Origin of the sequence: Flavobacterium ginsengiterrae (genome assembly GCF_039539785.1) — a bacterium.
GTDB classification, from domain to species: Bacteria; Bacteroidota; Bacteroidia; order Flavobacteriales; family Flavobacteriaceae; genus Flavobacterium; species Flavobacterium ginsengiterrae.
Genome location: NZ_BAABDU010000007.1, coordinates 357,120 through 375,027 on the forward strand (window position 1 = coordinate 357,120; position 17,908 = coordinate 375,027).

The 17,908-nt window shown below is 33.7% G+C and carries 17 protein-coding genes; 9 read left to right on the top strand and 8 right to left on the bottom strand.

Annotated elements, in window-relative coordinates; all coding sequences use genetic code 11:
- Positions 1-215: 215 nt before the first annotated feature.
- Positions 216-821 (bottom strand): NAD(P)H-dependent oxidoreductase, encoded by a 606-nt coding sequence (locus ABD859_RS20985; RefSeq protein ID WP_345146655.1) that lies wholly within the window; start codon positions 819-821, stop codon positions 216-218.
- 94 nt (positions 822-915) lie between these two features.
- Here ABD859_RS20985 and ABD859_RS20990 point away from each other — a divergent pair, with 94 nt between their 5' ends.
- The gene (locus tag ABD859_RS20990) at positions 916-1,260 is read left to right on the top strand and encodes a winged helix-turn-helix transcriptional regulator (RefSeq protein WP_345146656.1); all 345 of its coding nucleotides are present in this window, start codon (positions 916-918) and stop codon (positions 1,258-1,260) included.
- A 70-nt stretch (positions 1,261-1,330) separates the two neighbouring features.
- Here ABD859_RS20990 and ABD859_RS20995 read toward each other — a convergent pair whose 3' ends face one another.
- From ABD859_RS20995 to ABD859_RS21005, 3 genes are all read right to left on the bottom strand, one after another.
- Entirely contained in the window at positions 1,331-3,058 is a 1,728-nt protein-coding gene (locus ABD859_RS20995) for a phospho-sugar mutase (RefSeq protein WP_345146657.1), read from the bottom strand.
- A gap of 121 nt (positions 3,059-3,179) precedes the next feature.
- Positions 3,180-4,127 carry a glycosyltransferase family 2 protein gene (locus ABD859_RS21000; protein ID WP_345146658.1) on the bottom strand — a complete coding sequence of 316 codons (948 nt, stop codon included), beginning with the start codon at positions 4,125-4,127 and terminating at the stop codon, positions 3,180-3,182.
- Positions 4,128-4,136: 9 nt separating this feature from the next.
- Positions 4,137-4,667 (bottom strand): DUF4199 domain-containing protein, encoded by a 531-nt coding sequence (locus ABD859_RS21005; RefSeq protein WP_345146660.1) that lies wholly within the window; start codon positions 4,665-4,667, stop codon positions 4,137-4,139.
- A gap of 250 nt (positions 4,668-4,917) precedes the next feature.
- Between ABD859_RS21005 and ABD859_RS21010 the strand changes: the two genes are divergently transcribed.
- Together ABD859_RS21010 and ABD859_RS21015 are read left to right on the top strand one after the other, a co-directional pair.
- Positions 4,918-5,172, top strand: coding sequence for a type B 50S ribosomal protein L31 (locus tag ABD859_RS21010; RefSeq protein WP_011921626.1), 255 nt, complete (start codon positions 4,918-4,920; stop codon positions 5,170-5,172).
- A gap of 246 nt (positions 5,173-5,418) precedes the next feature.
- A complete protein-coding gene (locus ABD859_RS21015; RefSeq protein ID WP_345146661.1) occupies positions 5,419-6,594 on the top strand; it encodes a GlmU family protein in 1,176 nt (391 codons plus the stop codon).
- Between the two features lie 204 nt (positions 6,595-6,798).
- Here the strand turns inward: ABD859_RS21015 and ABD859_RS21020 are convergent, their stop codons facing one another.
- Positions 6,799-7,242, bottom strand: coding sequence for a PepSY-like domain-containing protein (locus ABD859_RS21020; protein ID WP_345146662.1), 444 nt, complete (start codon positions 7,240-7,242; stop codon positions 6,799-6,801).
- A gap of 242 nt (positions 7,243-7,484) precedes the next feature.
- Between ABD859_RS21020 and abc-f the strand changes: the two genes are divergently transcribed.
- The 3 genes from abc-f (at position 7,485) to ABD859_RS21035 (ending at position 11,940) form a co-directional block, all read left to right on the top strand.
- The gene (gene abc-f / locus ABD859_RS21025) at positions 7,485-9,119 is read left to right on the top strand and encodes a ribosomal protection-like ABC-F family protein (RefSeq protein ID WP_345146663.1); all 1,635 of its coding nucleotides are present in this window, start codon (positions 7,485-7,487) and stop codon (positions 9,117-9,119) included.
- Positions 9,120-9,330: 211 nt separating this feature from the next.
- Positions 9,331-10,488 carry a porin gene (locus ABD859_RS21030; RefSeq protein WP_345146664.1) on the top strand — a complete coding sequence of 386 codons (1,158 nt, stop codon included), beginning with the start codon at positions 9,331-9,333 and terminating at the stop codon, positions 10,486-10,488.
- A 21-nt stretch (positions 10,489-10,509) separates the two neighbouring features.
- Entirely contained in the window at positions 10,510-11,940 is a 1,431-nt protein-coding gene (locus tag ABD859_RS21035) for an anion permease (RefSeq protein WP_345146665.1), read from the top strand.
- Here ABD859_RS21035 and ABD859_RS21040 read toward each other — a convergent pair.
- On the bottom strand, positions 11,937-12,248 hold the full coding sequence (locus ABD859_RS21040; RefSeq protein ID WP_345146666.1) for a GNAT family N-acetyltransferase: 312 nt from the start codon (positions 12,246-12,248) through the stop codon (positions 11,937-11,939). The genes ABD859_RS21035 and ABD859_RS21040 overlap by 4 nt on opposite strands.
- Before the next feature lie 292 nt (positions 12,249-12,540).
- Here ABD859_RS21040 and ABD859_RS21045 point away from each other — a divergent pair, with 292 nt between their 5' ends.
- Positions 12,541-13,197, top strand: a complete 657-nt coding sequence (locus tag ABD859_RS21045; RefSeq protein ID WP_345146667.1) for an alpha/beta hydrolase — start codon at positions 12,541-12,543, stop codon at positions 13,195-13,197.
- A 281-nt stretch (positions 13,198-13,478) separates the two neighbouring features.
- On the opposite strand, the gene ABD859_RS21050 is transcribed toward ABD859_RS21045, so the two are convergent.
- The gene (locus tag ABD859_RS21050) at positions 13,479-13,994 is read right to left on the bottom strand and encodes a hypothetical protein (RefSeq protein WP_057117767.1); all 516 of its coding nucleotides are present in this window, start codon (positions 13,992-13,994) and stop codon (positions 13,479-13,481) included.
- A 167-nt stretch (positions 13,995-14,161) separates the two neighbouring features.
- Here ABD859_RS21050 and rpmH point away from each other — a divergent pair, with 167 nt between their 5' ends.
- Entirely contained in the window at positions 14,162-14,323 is a 162-nt protein-coding gene (gene rpmH, locus ABD859_RS21055) for a 50S ribosomal protein L34 (protein ID WP_008464848.1), read from the top strand.
- 145 nt (positions 14,324-14,468) lie between these two features.
- Positions 14,469-17,324: a carbamoyl-phosphate synthase large subunit gene (gene carB / locus ABD859_RS21060; RefSeq protein WP_345146668.1), complete on the top strand. Its 2,856-nt coding sequence runs from the start codon at positions 14,469-14,471 to the stop codon at positions 17,322-17,324.
- A 71-nt stretch (positions 17,325-17,395) separates the two neighbouring features.
- On the opposite strand, the gene yiaA is transcribed toward carB, so the two are convergent.
- Positions 17,396-17,794: an inner membrane protein YiaA gene (yiaA, locus tag ABD859_RS21065; RefSeq protein ID WP_294960663.1), complete on the bottom strand. Its 399-nt coding sequence runs from the start codon at positions 17,792-17,794 to the stop codon at positions 17,396-17,398.
- Positions 17,795-17,908: the final 114 nt, after the last annotated feature.

Below are 17,908 nucleotides of genomic sequence, written 5' to 3' on the forward strand. Positions count from 1 at the left end.
AAATTAATCCAATTGGGGTGTTTTCAATTTCTTTTTGCTTTTTTTTATAAAAAAAAGTTTCTTTAAAAAAGTAAAAATAAGAAAAACACTTTATTAAGTTAATATTAGCTGAATAAAACAGACTTAAGAATCAGGCTGGGTTTTGAAAACGAAAAAATCGGATAACTTTCGTATATCCGATTTTTTAAAATCATGTTTTATAGAAAAATGAAGTTTTAAATAGATTCTACAACTTCTTTCAGTTCAAATCTTGATTTTGGTAAAATTGTGGGATGTGCCCAGTCGTTTGGTGCATCGGCATAACCTACAGTTACGGCAAATAAAGGAGAATATCCGTCTTGATTTAAAATTTGTTTGTAAGCCTGACGCTCGATTCCTTCCATTGGGGTGGCGTCCAGCCCCATATTCATACAGGCGCTTAAAAAGAAACCAAGTGAAAGATAAACCTGATTTTCTAACCATGTTTTTACAGCTTCATTTCCATTTGATTTTACTAATGGTTCGTAAAAACCTTTTACCCATGCTTCTGGAAGTACAGAAAGATTTCGGTTTTCAAAATGTTCGATGTTTTCCATTACGCTGAATACCACTAAAAGATTAACATCATTAATTGACTGTTCGTTTACATACGATTTTGAAGCCAATTCTTTTTTTAAAGTCGGATCTGTAATAAATGTAAATTTCCACGGCTGGCTGTTAATTGAAGACGGACTTAAACGAAGAATTTGTTTTAATTCTTCGATTTGTTCATTTGAAACCTGTTTTGTATTGTCGTACTTTTTGGTTGAATATCTAACTTTTGCAAGATCTAAAAAACTCATATTTTTAAATTTAAATTAAACTATACTTTTTATTGTTGCAAAACTAAGTATAGTGAATTACCTTTGCAATAACGGTTAAAAATGATAGTAACAGATGTATAGTATAGACGATAAACAATATCCCTGCAGTACCAGCCTGACAATGAAGTATATTGGCGGAAAATGGAAGGCGGTTATTTTAATTCATTTAATTGAAAAAAAACGTTACAGCGAATTAAGAAAAGAATGTAAGGTTATTACAGAACGCACATTGAGCCTGCAATTGAAAGAAATGGAAGAAGACGGCTTGGTAACCCGAACAGTTTATACCAGTAAACCGCCATTAAGAGTAGAATATGAATTAACGGAATTTGGTAAAACGCTTATTCCTTTACTGCATTCTATTGCGGCGTGGGGAATGGAAACGGCTAAGAATAATAAACGCATACAAGCGGTTTAGTCATAAAAAAAACGGATTTACATTTATGTAAATCCGTTTTTTTAAAATATGATATAGTGAAATACAGTTTTTAATTTAATTTCATATCAGCAATGATATTCTGTATTTTTCCGTCTAAGAATTTTTCGGCTTCATCGAAATCTGAAACTGATTCAATTTCTGCATTTACGCTGATGTAGAATTTAATTTTTGGTTCAGTTCCACTTGGTCTAGCACAAATTTTAGAGCCATCTTCTGTGTAATATATTAATACATTCGATTTTGGAATATCCATAGAAGATTCTTCATTTGTCAATAAATTCAAGGCAGTAGATGATTGATAATCTTCAACCATAATTACTCTTTGTCCGTTGATTTCTTTTAAAGGGTTTTGACGTAAATTAATCATCATCTGATTAATTTCTTGTAAACCTTCCATTCCTTTTTTAGTTAGTGAAACTAAATATTCTTTGTAGAAACCATTTTCAACATAAAGTTGTAAAAGTTCTTTGTAAACAGAACTTCCCGCTGCTTTTGCCTGAGCTGCAACTTCGCAGATTAATAATGTTGCTGCAACAGCATCTTTATCTCTAACAGCATCGCCTACCATAAAACCAAAGCTTTCTTCGCCGCCGCCAATAAATTGAAGTTCAGGGAAATCTTTGATCATTTTAGCGATCCATTTAAATCCTGTTAAACCCACTTTGCATTCTACGCCGTAGCTTGTAGCTAATTCCATCATCATTGGTGTAGAAACGATTGTAGAACCTACGAATTGTTTTCCGTTGATTTTGCCTGCTTTTTTCCATTGTTTTAAAAGGAAAGAAGTCATTAAAACCATAGTTTGGTTTCCGTTAAGCAAAATCATTTTACCGTCGTTATTGCGAACAGCAACACCTAAACGGTCACAGTCAGGATCTGTACCTACAACAATGTCAGAATTTGTTTTGTCTGCTAATGCCAAAGCCATTGTTAAAGCCTCTGGTTCTTCCGGATTTGGTGATTTTACAGTTGGGAAATCTCCGTCTGGAACAGCCTGTTCAGGAACAATGTGTACATTTTTATAACCAGCCTGCGATAAAACATCTGGAATTGATTTTATCGAAGTTCCGTGTAAAGAAGTAAAAACAATATGAAGATTATCTTTTGCTTCTGCCGGAGTATTAAAACTTGCGTTTTCGATAGATGATTTTATAAATGCTTTGTCAATTTCGGTATCGATATACTGAATTAGACTTTCGTTTGCATTAAATTTGATTTTGTCGTAATCTAAACTTTCGATTACTTTAATAATTTCGCCGTCCTGCGGAGGAACGATTTGTCCGCCGTCCTGCCAGTATACTTTATATCCGTTATATTCAGGCGGGTTGTGAGAAGCTGTTAGAACGATTCCGCATTGGCATCCTAAATATTTTAAAGCAAAAGATAATTCCGGAGTGGGGCGTAAGTCTGAAAATAAATAAACCTGAATTCCGTTTGCAGAGAAAACATCTGCAACTACTTTTGCTAAAGTATTACTGTTATGACGGCAGTCGTAAGCAATAACTACTTTTAAAGGTTCGTTAGGAAAAACTTTGTGTAAATAATCAGATAAGCCCTGAGTGTTTTTTCCTAGCGTATATTTGTTAATTCTGTTGTTTCCAACTCCCATAACACCACGCATACCGCCGGTTCCAAATTCCAGATTTTTGTAGAAACTTTCTTCAAGATCTTTTGGTGAAGTGGTCATTAATTCTTTTACGGCAGCCTGTGTATCCTGATCAAATGTAGGAGTAAGCCATTCGTTTACAGCATTTAATATATTAGGTGCAATATTCATTTAAATTTCGTTTTATGTTTATTTAAAAATAGTTTTTTATTAAGGAGTGAATGTGCTGTATGCAATAATTTTGTGCCTTAATTAAAAAAATATAGTTCTTAAGATGATAAATTAATGTGCTTTAAAAATTAACTTCTTGTGCAACTTTATAACGAGCCTCATTGTTTTTTGTACGAAGGATTATTTCACCTAAGAAACCAGCAAGAAATAACTGAGTACCAATTATCATTGAGGTAATAGATAAATAAAAATGAGGTCTTTCTGTAATAAGTCGGCTGGTTTTATGAATAAACAATTTGTCAATTCCTAAATACAGCGCCAGAAGGAAACCAATCATGAACATAATAGATCCTAAAAGTCCAAATAAGTGCATTGGTCTTTTGCCAAATCTTGATAAAAACCAAATGGTAATTAAATCCAGAAAACCGTTTACAAAACGATCCATTCCAAATTTGGTTTCGCCATATTTACGTGCCTGGTGAATAACTACTTTTTCGCCAATTTTCCCAAATCCGGCATTTTTAGCCAAAACAGGAATGTAGCGGTGCATTTCGCCGGAAACTTCTACATTTTTCACGACTACGTTTTTGTAAGCTTTTAATCCGCAGTTAAAATCATTTAATTCAACGCCCGAAGTTTTTCTGGCGGCCCAGTTAAATAATTTAGAAGGAAGATTTTTTGCCACAACAGAGTCGTAACGTTTCTTTTTCCATCCTGAAACCAAATCAAATTTTTCTTTGGTAATCATGTCATACAATTCAGGAATTTCATCCGGGCTGTCCTGCAGGTCGGCATCCATAGTAATGATGACATCACCTTTTGCTTTTGCAAAACCAGCGTGTAGGGCCTGAGATTTTCCAAAGTTTTTCATAAAACGAATTCCTTTTACATTAGGATTTTCGTTAGAAAAACTTTCAATAATATTCCAAGAATCATCTGTACTTCCATCATCTACAAAAATGATTTCATAAGAGTAATTGTTAGACTGCATCACTTTAATAATCCAAGCATAGAGTTCTTTAAGTGATTCCTCCTCGTTTAGAAGCGGTATAAGTATAGATAGATTCATTTATAATTTTTATTCTTGAGTAGTTCTGCTTTTAAAAAATGCTGCGAAAATTAATCCGAAAATTGCGCTGATTACCATAGCAAAAACACATCCCTTTAATAATTCAAAAGTCGAATAAGGATTTGTTTCTTTCATTTTAGCAATCGCTTCGTTGATTGATGAAGCCGGAGCACCAAATTTCTGCATCATATTTGCGGTATATTTTACCATTATATCACTTAAAGTGTCTTTTGCACCCGGATCAATAACGTTAAATAATAGGATGTTAAATGATGTAGAAATTAAAATACCAATAACAGCGGCTATAAAATAAGTGGTAAAAGCTTCTTTAAAAGGAAAAACACCATTTAACTCTTTCTTAGTTTTAGAAAGTAAAATAATGCTGATCGTAACACTGATTGCTATTCCTAATAAACCCATCCACCATGCAGTAAATAAGTTTAAATCAACGGCATAGATAGTTGCAGTTACCAGTGAAGATGCAATTCCAATCATTACGCCGTAAGCAATACCATTCTTTTTTATAACTTCATTAATCATATTTATATATGTTTTAAAATTAATCCACAAATATAGTAATTCCCAATATACATCGAAGAGAAAAAAAGCTTTTCGGGATTAACTAAAAAAAAGTAAGCTAACTGTTTGTTTATTAAAAAAGAATTGTAAATTTGCACACTCAAAATTAATTAAAATTTTAAACAAAAAAGGGCGTTGTTTGTTTATACCTTTTTCTAACCATGAAAAAGCCTCAAAATAGAAATGCTCCAAACAATAAATAAAAAGAAAGATGAAAAAAGGAATTCACCCAGAAAATTACAGATTAGTTGCATTTAAAGACATGTCAAATGATGACGTTTTTATCACTAAATCTACTGCAGATACAAAAGAAACAATTGAAGTTGACGGAGTTGAGTATCCAGTTGTAAAAATGGAGATTTCTAGAACATCTCACCCTTTTTATACTGGTAAATCTAAACTTATCGATACTGCAGGACGTATTGATAAATTCAAAACTAAATATGCTAAACACGCTAAAAAATAATAGCTGTTTTAAATTATACAAAAGCCTTCCAGATTTGGAAGGCTTTTTTTTATTGTCGAATTTAACGGCAAAGTCCGCAAAGATTTGCGCAAAGCTTAAATAACTTTGCGGACCTGGCGTAAATCTTTGCGGACTTTGCGGTTAAAAATAACTCTTGAGATTTATATAATAGAAAACACACAAATAAAATATTTGTAACTTTGGTCTCGGTAACCAAATCAAATTTTAACACATTAAATTAATTTTATGAATTACATTCTTTTCGACGGTCCCGTCCGGAATGCATTATTACCCTTCACATTTACAAGACCTGTTGCTGATATTTTAGTCGGCATAATGACCATCAGACAAAAATGGGAAGCCCGTTTAGGTTCAACAATAACAACAATTACTGAGGAATATCTTTCTGCCAAATTCCCAATGGTAGAAATGGAAGAAAATGTAATGATAAACGCAGCGTATTTGCCAAATGATACGCTTGTGGATATGATTTCTGATTTAAAAGCTAATCAGGCTATTTTTAAAGGAGATGATGTAATTGCTTTTTTTGCCGCAGAAAATCAGGAAGAAGTTGATTTTGATTCGTACGAAATTATTCAGTATACAGGTGATTGTTTGACAATTGAGCATACCTGGGATATTTTTTCTAAAAATGATGCTGCTATTCGTGCCGATTTTAATTTCCTGACAGAAGACAGAAAATCACAGCCAATTCCAAAAAGTGTAAATGTTATCGCTCCGGAAAATATTTTTATTGAAGAAGGAGCAAAATTAGAGTTTGTGACTTTAAATGCTTCAACCGGACCTGTATATATAGGTAAGAATGCAGAAATTATGGAAGGAACTGTAATTCGCGGACCATTTGCTTTATGCGAAAATGCTATGGTGAAAATGTCGGCTAAAGTTTACGGAGCAACCACTGTTGGACCTGGATCCAGAATTGGCGGAGAGGTTAAAAACTCAGTTCTTTTTGCGAATTCAAATAAAGGTCACGAAGGCTTTTTAGGCGATTCGGTTTTAGGAGAATGGTGTAACATTGGTGCGGATTCTAACAATTCGAACCTGAAAAATAACTATGAAGAAGTAAAATTATGGAGTTATGAAACAGAAGGTTTTGCTAAAACAGGGCTTCAGTTTTGTGGTTTAATGATGGGAGATCATAGTAAATGCGGTATCAATACGATGTTCAACACCGGAACTGTTGTTGGAGTAAGCGCGAACATTTTTGGTTCAGGTTTTCCTCGCAATTTTGTTCCGAGTTTTTCTTGGGGAGGCGCAGCTGGATTTACAACTTATGTAACCAAAAAAGCTTTTGAAACTGCCCGCCTGGTTTTATCAAGAAGAAATATAGATTTTGATGAAACAGAACAAGCGATCTTAGAGCACGTTTTTGAAGAAACCAAAAAATGGAGAAAAGACTAATTTTTTTAACGAGATAGTTGGAAAATTAGTCAGTTAGATAATTTTTTAAACCCCGAAAGACTTGTGCCTTTCGGGGTTTGTTTTTTTGTCACAGATTATAAGATTTAAAAAAGAATTTTTTCTAGTAAAGAGCTAAAAATAATCAGTGGAAATCTTTTAATCTGTGGCAAAACATTTTATAGTGTCTGAAATTTTCTAATTCACTTATTTATCAATTTTAACAAAATCTTCTTTTAAGTTGAATTTTAATTCTAAGCCGTTTGTGAGTTTTGTTTCGTAGCCGGAACTTTCAATTTCTATTTTGGTTACTTTTTCTTTTGGGAAATTTGTTTTTATGTACGAAGCAATTTTTTTAGGAACAATAGATTTTGGAATTTTAGCATTTTTGCCGTCAACTTCTTTCCAGTTTCCTTTCTTGTCAAATTCAATTTCAATTTCATTTCCAAATTTAACTTTGTATTCTGTAGAAAGGATTTCTTTATCTTTTAATATATAGCTTGGTTTTTTTGATCCAAAATGCGTCTTTAAAAAAGTTTGTGCATTTGCGGGCAAGTCTTCTTTTTTAATTACAGTTTTTTGTGCATTTGCAGAAAAACTAAATAGTAACCCTGCAATTAAGTAAACAGCCAGTTTTAATTTCGTTTTCATATTTTGCTGATTTTTAAAATTATACTACAAGATAAGATTAAAATTTTTAAATATTAAAAAATCAATTGAGTTTCGTTTACACAGTGGAGGCATTATTTTATTAGTAAATTGTCTAATTAACACATTTTCAAAATTATCTAATTTTCAAATTGCCTAATTATCTAATTAATCTATCTTTGCAGCACAAAAAAAATGGGTAGTCAGATAAACGATTAACCGATTAAACAAATTAACAAAAACAAATGATTACAGTTAACGATATTTCGGTTCAGTTTGGCGGAACTACACTTTTTAGCGATGTTTCTTTTGCTATTAATGAAAATGATAAAATTGCCCTTATGGGTAAAAATGGTGCGGGAAAATCGACACTTTTAAAAATTATTGCAGGAGTAAACAAACCTTCTACAGGAAGTATTTCGGCTCCAAAAGAAGCTGTAATTGCTTATCTGCCACAACATTTACTTACAGAAGATGGAGCAACTGTGATGGAAGAAGCTTCAAAAGCTTTTGGTGAGATCTTTAGCATGAAGGCAGAAATTGATGAAATCAACGAGCAGTTAACAGTTCGTACAGATTATGAAAGTGATGCTTATATGAAATTGATCGAAAGAGTTTCTGATTTAAGTGAAAAATTCTACGCCATTGAAGAAGTAAATTACGAAGCTGAAGTAGAGAAGATTTTAGTTGGTTTAGGTTTTGAAAGAGAAGATTTTACACGTCAAACTTCTGAATTTTCGGGAGGATGGAGAATGCGTATCGAATTGGCTAAAATTCTTTTAAGAAAACCAGATTTAATTTTGCTGGATGAGCCAACCAACCACATGGATATTGAAAGTATTCAATGGTTAGAGGATTTCTTATTGAATCAGGCAAAAGCAGTTGTGGTTATTTCGCACGATAGAGCTTTCGTGGATAATATTACAAATCGTACAATCGAAGTTACAATGGGAAGGATTTACGATTATAAAGCGAAATATTCTCATTATTTAGAATTAAGAAAAGATCGTCGTATTCACCAGCAGAAAGCGTATGACGAGCAGCAAAAAATGATTGCAGATAACAGAGCTTTTATCGAGCGTTTCAAAGGAACTTTTTCTAAAACAGATGCAGTTCAATCTCGTGTTAAAATGTTAGAGAAATTAGAAATTGTTCAGGTAGATGAAGTTGATACTTCTGCTTTACGATTAAAATTCCCGCCTGCAGCGCGTTCTGGACAATATCCGGTTATTGTAAAAGAAATGTCTAAATCGTACGGAGATCATGTGGTTTTTAAAGATGCAAATATTGTAATCGAAAGAGGTCAGAAAGTTGCTTTTGTTGGAAAAAATGGTGAAGGAAAATCAACCATGATCAAAGCGATTATGAAAGAAATCGGTGTTGATTCTGGAAGTGTTGAAATTGGACATAATTCTCAAATTGGATATTTTGCACAAAATCAGGCGGCTTTATTAGATGAAAATGCTACGATTTTTGAAACAATCGACGGAATTGCGGTTGGAGATATTAGAACACAAATCAAAAATATTTTGGGTGCTTTTATGTTCCAAGGTGATGATATCACTAAAAAGGTAAAAGTGCTTTCCGGAGGTGAAAAAACTCGTTTGGCAATGATTAAATTATTGCTGGAGCCAGTTAACTTATTAATTCTGGATGAGCCTTCGAATCACTTAGATATGAAAACTAAAGATATTATTAAAGACGCACTTCGTGATTTTGACGGAACTTTGATCTTAGTTTCTCACGACCGTGATTTCCTTGACGGATTAGCGACTAAAGTTTTTGAATTCGGAAACAAAAGAGTAAAAGAACATTTTGAAGATGTGGCAGGTTTCTTAGCACACAAAAAAATGGATTCTATGAGAGAGATCGAAAAATAAATCTCAAAATAAATAATAAAAAGCACAAGTTAATTCTTGTGCTTTTTTTGTTTCTATCATTTTGTAACATAATTTTAATGCGGTTTTTTTTACATTGTAACTATATTTTTCCTACTTTAGAGCGTGCTTTTTGATTGAATGCAAGGGAGTTGTCTTTTTTCGAGAACCAAAAACTGATTTAATCAGGTAATAAAAATTTAATTTTTTATTTATGGCGTTTGTAAACAAACCACTAATAAGAATTGTTTTTATCCTTCTGTTTCTTCCTTTTTTTATGAAAGCCCAAGGCGACGTAAATCAAGGAGAAGAAGCTCCAGATACCACGGCAAAATATCCGCAGTACCAATTAAAAGGGCTATTACAGGCGCGCTATCTGGAAAGTTTCGGCGAGAATGTCGATGTTTTAGGGATGCATCATTCTGCCGGAGATGTTACGCAGAGTTCTTTTGATATAAAAAGAATGCGTGTGGGTTTAAATACCAAACTCAGCGAAGCTACAGAAGTTGTAATTCTGGTTAATCTGGCCGATTTTAAATCAGATACCAAAGGCAAGGTTCTTGAAAATGCCTACGGAAAATATACTTTCAATAAATATATCGCCTTAACGGGAGGACAGTTTCGTCCCGCGTTTGGTATTGAGGAACTTGTTCCGGTAGATATCATAAAATCTTTTGACTTTTCTAATCAATACTATGAATTCGGAAAAAACGGCTGGACAAGTTTTCAAATTGGTGCTTCGGCAACCGGATCTTTTGATGTTGGAAAAATTCCAATTAGTTATGCTATTTCGGTTTTAAACGGAAACGGGAAAAATGTCGAAATGGATAAAGATAACGGAAAACAATATTCTACACGCTGGGTTTTTGGCCTTTCAAAAGAACATAAAATTAATTTGGGTTTAAATGGTGGTTTTGGAAAAGTTTTTAAAGAAGATGTTTTTGCAATAGGTGCCGATATTACAAGCGATTTTAAACTGACCGATAAATTTACTTTTGATTTACAGATTGAGTATAAGCAGGGAACTAATCACAATTTATACTTCTCGCTTCCGGCAGATCAAAGAGTTGGGGAGGTTTCAAATTATCAAATGCGCGGGATTTATTTTCTTCCAAATCTGCGTTACGTAGTAAATTATAAAAAACTAACAGCATTGGAACTTTCCTGTCGTTATGAAACTTTTAATCCGAGTTATAAAGTTAATTCAAACGTAAGACAGACTTATACGCCAATGATTAGTCTTGAATTTGGGAAAAACTATACAGGAAGAATCGAAATGGGATTTGAAATTGATCGTTTCGATAGAAATATTCCCGACACATCAACTTATAATGATGAATTGTTTCTTATTCAGTTACAGCTCCGACTTTAGTTTAATATAAATCCATTTATTATGAAAGAAGTACAAATTCCTCAAACCATTATTACGCTTGTTGTTGGAATTGCTATTTGGCTTATTCCTGCACCAAACGGTGTTGTTGTTGAAGCCTGGCATTTGTTTGCCATTTTTGTTGCTACTATTTTAGGAATTATTCTAAAAGCGGCGCCAATGGGTACAATGTGTATGATTGCAATTGCATTAACAGCTTTTACGCAGGTTTTGGCGCCGGGCGATCCTGGAAAATCAATTACACTTGCCTTAAAAGGTTTTGGAGATAAAGTAATCTGGCTTATCGGGATTTCATTTTTTATAGCGCGAGGATTTATAAAAACAGGTTTAGGAAATAGAATTGCTTTTTTGTTTATAAGGATATTTGGAAAAAGTTCACTTGGATTAGCTTATGGTTTAGGATTGGCAGATTTGGTTCTCGCTCCGGCAGTGCCAAGCAATACTGCTAGAGGAGGAGGGATTATTTATCCTATAATGAAATCAATGTCAATGAGTTTTGGTTCTGTGCCGGATCAGCCGGAAACACATCGAAAATTAGGTTCTTATTTAACGCTGAATTGTTATAATATGAATTTAATAGCTTCATCAATGTTTCTTACCGGAACAGCTAGTAATCCAATGTGTCAAAAATTTGCATTAAATCTTGGGATAAAAATAACCTGGATGTCATGGGCTGCTGCTGCAATTGTTCCGGGATTGTGTGCTTTTTTTGTAATTCCGTTTGTGTTGTACAAAATATATCCGCCGGAACTTAAAAAGACAGGTGATGCGCCGCAAATTGCTATTCAGAAACTAAAAGAAATGGGGGCAATTACCCGTAACGAATGGATGATGCTTTTAACTTTCTTTATTCTTTTATTTCTTTGGATGACGGGTGATTTGTTTTCTATTGATGCTACAACAACTGCATTTATTGGTTTGGTTATTTTGCTGCTGACTTCAGTTTTAACCTGGGATGATGTAAAAGCCGAAAAAGGAGCGTGGGATACTATTGTGTGGTTTTCTGTTTTGGTAATGATGGCCAGTTCGCTTAACGAATTGGGATTTATTGGCTGGTTTAGTAATGTAGTAAAAGCTGAAATTGGCGGATTAAGCTGGCAGATGGCTTTTCCTATTATTATACTAGTTTACTTTTTTAGCCATTATCTTTTTGCGAGTGCTACGGCACACGTGGCAGCTATGTATGCTGCACTTTTGGGGGTTGGAATATCACTTGGAATTCCGGGATTGCTGTTGGCTTTTATGCTCGGTTTTATGGGATCAATTTACGGAACATTAACGCATTACGGACATGGTCCGGCTCCCGTTTTTTTCGGAAGCGGATATGTCGATTTAAAAAGCTGGTGGGTCAAAGGTTTAATAACCGGACTTGTAATGCTTTTTATTTATATGGTAATTGGCGGATTGTGGCTTTGGGTAATAGGAGATTTTTAAATCCTGATTCCCGGCGGCAATAATTCTTTGTACTTTGGATTTTTTTTGAAAAACGTTGCAATCTTAGGGTGAATTGGTACAACTCTAAATTTTTTCTCAGTGCTTAATTCCATAATGTTTTTAAGCAGAGTGTCAATTACAGGCTGGTTTTCAAAGTTTTCCGGCGTATTAATTTTGGTTAAAAAGATTTTCTTTTCCTGAAAAGAGTATTCTACGCTTAATAATCCCTCAGGGACTACGGTTTCAAATTGTCTTGCAAAAGTGTTGTCTTTGATTTCCATAGTTTCGGCAGGTTCCATATTTGTCATGTTTTTGGGGGTGGATAAAAAATATTAGAAAAAAGAACGATAAAAAATAAACAAATAAAATCTTTTGGAAAAGATATTTAAATGCAGTAATTTGGAATGCAAAGTTAATTAATTGATTTTCAATATTAAATTATTTTAGGTAAGAATTGGATTAGTTTTTATTCTTACGCTTTTTTGTAGTTTAATTTGTTTTAATATGTAATTATTCTGTAAGATTTACTGTGCATATTATTGAAAAAAAATACATTTATCTTGAAATTAAAATTCGCAATTATAATATCTTTTCCAGCAAATGAGTAAAATTCCTGTATATTTTATGCCTGGTTTGGCGGCAAGCCCGACGATTTTTGAAAGAATCAAATTAGATGAATCTGTTTTTGAAATGTGCTTATTAGAATGGGAAATTCCGCATCCTAAAGAAGTATTGTCTGATTATGCGCTTCGAATTGCAAAAAACATCAAACATGAAAATCCTGTTTTGATTGGAGTTTCGTTTGGAGGGATTTTGGTTCAGGAAATTGCAAAACATATTCAGGCACGAAAAGTTATTATTATTTCCAGCGTGAGAAGTAATCTTGAGTTTCCAAAAAGAATGAAAATTGGTAAAAGAACAAAAGCTTACAAGCTGATTCCGATGAAACTGATTTTAAATATCGAAAGTCTGGCAAAATATTCTTTTGGAGAAAAAGTAAATAAACGCATTAAATTATATGAGAAGTTTTTAGCCGTTCGCGATCTTAATTATTTGCAATGGGCTGTAGAATCGGTTATTTTGTGGGATCGAAATATAGTTGACCAAAACGTAATTCATATTCACGGCGACAAAGACGAAGTTTTTCCTATAAAATATATTAACAGTTGTATTGTGGTAAAAGGAGGAACACATATTATGATCCTCAATAAATACAAATGGCTGAATGAGAATCTGCCATCGATAATTTTGGAGTAAAATTTCAAGTTTTTTTTAATTCCAAATTCCAAAATTACCACAATGTTGTCATTTCGACGAAGGAGACCCGAGCGATAGCGAATAGGCGAAGCAAATCTCCGCAAGCAGCTCTGTAAAGTAAATCGTCAATCTTTGTCGAGTTTCTCGCGGAGATTTGCTTCGCCTATTCGCTATCGTTCCTCGAAATGACAAGCTACTGATGATACTCTGAGACGATATAAAAAAATCCCAAATTTCAAAATTGGAATTTGGGATTTTAAAAATTGAAAATTTAAAAATCGTTAGATTTTCTTCATTTGTTCTTTCATCATTGAGATTTGCTCTTTCAGCATTCCTTGTTTGTCTAATTTTTTAGCTTCGTTAAGCAAATTTGTTGCTTCAAGCTTTCTTCTGCGTGACATTGCAACTCCTGCAAGGTTTAATTTAGCTACAGCCAAATCCATATCCATAGATAATCCAAGTTCGATTGCTTTTTTGAAATGTTTCTCAGCCTGATTAATATTTGTTTGAGATAACATGATGCCTTGTAAGTAATTTAAATATCCTTGTTGTTTTCTTACTAATGCACCTTCTGGATTTTTAATATATGATAACCATTTTTTTGCACCTTCAAAATCTTGTTTTCTTAATTTAAGGAAGGCTAAAAGGATAAATTCGTTTTTGAAATAAAGAAAAATTGGAATAGCAGTCAATAATATAAGGAATATACCATTTCCGATATTGCTTTCTGTAAATTGCCAGATGCCAGCAACTACAAGAAGTCCGGCCAAAATAAGCTTAATATTTTTATGAAACATAATTATTGTAAATTTGTGATTGCAAATATAGTAAAATGAATTAAAAATATTTTTATTAAAGTGCTTGCCAGAAAAAAAAGTCTTTGTATATTTGCACTCGGTTTTTGAACAACGATATCCAAAACCAAAAAAGAGTTAATAGATACCATTTTTAAAGATACAAAGCAATGAGCAAAAGAACGTTTCAACCATCGAAAAGAAAAAGAAGAAATAAGCACGGATTTATGGACAGAATGGCTTCTGCGAATGGAAGAAAAGTTCTAGCGCGTAGAAGAGCAAAAGGAAGACATAAATTAACTGTTTCTAGCGAGCCTAGACACAAAAAATAATGTTTGTATAAACATACATAAGGCGATTACTTTTTTAGTATCGCCTTTTTTTATACCTTGTCGGTAAAAAATCCCTCAACTTTCTAGTTTATAACGCACTAGAAATGTTTTTTTAAATCGTAAACAACTACACAATACATACAAAATGCCTAAAGACACATCAATAAAATCCGTTTTAATTATAGGTTCAGGACCTATCGTTATTGGCCAAGCTTGCGAATTCGACTATGCAGGATCTCAATCTGCACGTTCTATTCGTGAAGAAGGAATTGAAGTTATCTTGATTAACTCGAATCCAGCGACTATTATGACCGACCCATCTATGGCGGATCATATTTATTTGAAACCTTTAACTACAAAATCGATTATTGAAATTCTTAAGGAACATCCGCAAATTGACGCTGTTTTACCAACAATGGGAGGACAAACAGCACTAAACTTGTGTTTGGAAGCTGAAGAAAAAGGAATCTGGCAGGATTTCGGAGTAAGATTGATTGGGGTTGACGTTAATGCAATCAATATTACAGAAGACAGAGAGCAGTTTAAACAGCTTTTAGAAAAAATTAAAGTACCAACTGCACCTGCAAAAACAGCTACTTCTTACTTAGAAGGAAAAGAAATCGCTCAGGAATTTGGTTTCCCGCTTGTAATTCGTCCTTCGTTTACCCTTGGAGGAACCGGAGCAGCGGTAGTTTACAAAAAAGAAGATTTTGATGAGCTTTTAACTCGTGGTTTAGAAGCTTCTCCAATTCATGAAGTTTTGATTGACAAAGCTTTGATGGGATGGAAAGAATACGAATTAGAGCTTTTAAGAGATAAAAATGACAACGTTGTCATTATCTGTTCGATCGAAAATATGGACCCAATGGGAATCCATACTGGAGATTCGATAACAGTTGCACCGGCGATGACATTATCAGATACGACTTTCCAAAAATTACGTGACTACGCAATTTTAATGATGAGAAGTATTGGAAACTTTGCGGGAGGTTGTAACGTACAATTCGCAGTTTCGCCAGACGAAAAAGAAGATATAGTTGCAATCGAGATTAACCCTCGTGTATCTCGTTCTTCTGCTTTGGCATCAAAAGCTACAGGTTACCCAATTGCTAAAATCGCTTCGAAATTAGCTTTAGGATATAACTTAGATGAATTACAAAACCAAATTACAAAATCTACTTCGGCTCTTTTCGAACCAACTTTGGATTATGTAATCGTAAAAATACCACGTTGGAACTTCGATAAATTTGAAGGTTCAGACAGAACTTTAGGTCTTCAGATGAAATCTGTAGGTGAGGTTATGGGAATTGGACGTTCTTTCCAGGAAGCACTTCACAAAGCAACTCAATCTTTAGAAATTAAGAGAAATGGTTTAGGAGCTGACGGAAAAGGATATAAAGATTACGAGCAGATTATCGAGAAATTGACTTATGCAAGCTGGGATCGTGTTTTCGTAATCTACGACGCAATCGCAATGGGAATTCCGTTGAGCACAATTCATGAAATTACAAGAATCGATATGTGGTTCTTGAAACAGTACGAAGAGCTTTATACTTTAGAAAAAGAAATTTCAAACTATAAAGTGGGAGATCTTCCAAAGGAATTATTGTTAGAAGCGAAACAAAAAGGTTTTGCTGACAGACAATTGGCGCACATGATGAATTGCTTAGAAAGTGAGGTTCACACTTTACGTATGGAGCAAAAAATCAACCGTGTATTTAAATTGGTAGATACTTGTGCGGCTGAGTTTAAAGCACAGACTCCTTATTACTACTCAACTTTTGAAGCAGAAATCGAAAAAGAAAACGGAGAACGTTTTGTTGATAACGAAAGTATTGTAACAGATAAAAAGAAAGTAATCGTATTAGGTTCTGGACCAAACAGAATCGGACAGGGAATCGAGTTTGATTACTCTTGTGTACACGGAGTTTTGGCGGCAAAAGAATGTGGTTACGAAACAATCATGATTAACTGTAACCCTGAAACGGTTTCTACAGATTTTGATACAGCTGATAAATTATACTTCGAACCAGTTTTCTGGGAACATATTTATGACATTATCCAACACGAAAAACCAGAAGGTGTAATCGTTCAGTTGGGAGGTCAAACTGCTTTGAAATTGGCTGATAAACTTTCTAAATACGGAATTAAAATTATCGGAACTAGTTTTGACGCACTAGATTTAGCAGAAGACAGAGGACGTTTCTCTGACTTGTTGACTGAATTGCATATTCCTTTCCCAAGATTCGGAATCGCTGAAACGGCTGACGAAGCTTCTAAATTAGCAGATACATTAGATTTTCCACTTTTAATTCGTCCTTCTTATGTATTAGGAGGTCAGGGAATGAAGATTGTAATCAACAAAAAAGAATTAGAAGAGCACGTAATCGATTTGTTGAAAACAATTCCAGGAAACAAATTACTTTTAGATCACTATTTAGCTGGAGCAATCGAAGCAGAAGCTGATGCAATTTGTGACGCTGATGGAAATGTTTACATCATCGGAATTATGGAGCACATTGAGCCTTGCGGAGTTCACTCTGGAGATAGTAACGCAACATTGCCTCCTTTCAACTTAGGGGAATTTGTAATGCAGCAAATTAAAGATCACACGCATAAAATTGCAAGAGCTTTAAAAACGGTAGGTTTGATCAATATTCAGTTTGCGATTAAAGACGATACAGTTTATATTATCGAGGCAAACCCAAGAGCTTCAAGAACGGTTCCGTTTATTGCAAAAGCTTACGGAGAACCTTATGTAAACTACGCTACAAAAGTAATGTTGGGTCACAATAAAGTAACTGACTTTGATTTCAATCCACAATTAAAAGGATATGCAATTAAACAACCAGTTTTCTCTTTCAGCAAATTCCCGAACGTAAACAAAGCGTTAGGACCAGAAATGAAATCGACAGGAGAAAGTATCTTGTTTATTGATGACTTAAAAGACGATCAATTCTACGAATTGTACTCTAGAAGAAAAATGTATTTGAGTAAATAATCTCAGATTCTATTATAAAAGAAAAGCTCCAATGAAAATTGGAGCTTTCTTATTTTTAAATCAATTTTGAATTATTCGCCTTGATTAAAATTCATATTATCTCTGGTGTTTTTCTGAACGGAAATAGCACCAAATAAAGCCAATAAAAATGCAAACGCATAAAAGCCTTTTTCACTTGGTAAAATAGTAGCATTCCAAAGTCCAACAACTAAAAGTACGATTGATAATAAAGTTCCAAACCAGCAGATTCCGTAGTAAATATCGGTTACTGGAAGTTTTTCTAGTCTATCTCGAACACTTTTTTGTAATGAAACTACAGCAAAAAGTCCAAACATTAGAACTGTAAAATAATATCCTTTTTCGTTTAATAGCATTTCGGCTCTGGCAAGTCCAACTATAAATCCAACTGTTCCTGCTCCAAGGGCAACCCACGATGCGGCAATAAAGGCATTTGATGTTTTTTGTATCATGTTTAATAAGGTTTATTAGTTTTTGATATTTAAAATTTTGGCAGTTTTAAATCTCATTTTGTAAATGTAATTAAATTCAATTAACATCAAAATAAAAATTACAAAGTATAATCT

Coding starts and splice junctions, on each gene's coding strand:
- ABD859_RS20985 (WP_345146655.1), bottom strand. CDS start 821: ATGAGTTTTTTAGATCTTGCAAAAGTTAGATATTCAACCAAAAAGTAC.
- ABD859_RS20990 (WP_345146656.1), top strand. CDS start 916: ATGTATAGTATAGACGATAAACAATATCCCTGCAGTACCAGCCTGACA.
- ABD859_RS20995 (WP_345146657.1), bottom strand. CDS start 3,058: ATGAATATTGCACCTAATATATTAAATGCTGTAAACGAATGGCTTACT.
- ABD859_RS21000 (WP_345146658.1), bottom strand. CDS start 4,127: ATGAATCTATCTATACTTATACCGCTTCTAAACGAGGAGGAATCACTT.
- ABD859_RS21005 (WP_345146660.1), bottom strand. CDS start 4,667: ATGATTAATGAAGTTATAAAAAAGAATGGTATTGCTTACGGCGTAATG.
- ABD859_RS21010 (WP_011921626.1), top strand. CDS start 4,918: ATGAAAAAAGGAATTCACCCAGAAAATTACAGATTAGTTGCATTTAAA.
- ABD859_RS21015 (WP_345146661.1), top strand. CDS start 5,419: ATGAATTACATTCTTTTCGACGGTCCCGTCCGGAATGCATTATTACCC.
- ABD859_RS21020 (WP_345146662.1), bottom strand. CDS start 7,242: ATGAAAACGAAATTAAAACTGGCTGTTTACTTAATTGCAGGGTTACTA.
- abc-f (WP_345146663.1), top strand. CDS start 7,485: ATGATTACAGTTAACGATATTTCGGTTCAGTTTGGCGGAACTACACTT.
- ABD859_RS21030 (WP_345146664.1), top strand. CDS start 9,331: ATGGCGTTTGTAAACAAACCACTAATAAGAATTGTTTTTATCCTTCTG.
- ABD859_RS21035 (WP_345146665.1), top strand. CDS start 10,510: ATGAAAGAAGTACAAATTCCTCAAACCATTATTACGCTTGTTGTTGGA.
- ABD859_RS21040 (WP_345146666.1), bottom strand. CDS start 12,248: ATGACAAATATGGAACCTGCCGAAACTATGGAAATCAAAGACAACACT.
- ABD859_RS21045 (WP_345146667.1), top strand. CDS start 12,541: ATGAGTAAAATTCCTGTATATTTTATGCCTGGTTTGGCGGCAAGCCCG.
- ABD859_RS21050 (WP_057117767.1), bottom strand. CDS start 13,994: ATGTTTCATAAAAATATTAAGCTTATTTTGGCCGGACTTCTTGTAGTT.
- rpmH (WP_008464848.1), top strand. CDS start 14,162: ATGAGCAAAAGAACGTTTCAACCATCGAAAAGAAAAAGAAGAAATAAG.
- carB (WP_345146668.1), top strand. CDS start 14,469: ATGCCTAAAGACACATCAATAAAATCCGTTTTAATTATAGGTTCAGGA.
- yiaA (WP_294960663.1), bottom strand. CDS start 17,794: ATGATACAAAAAACATCAAATGCCTTTATTGCCGCATCGTGGGTTGCC.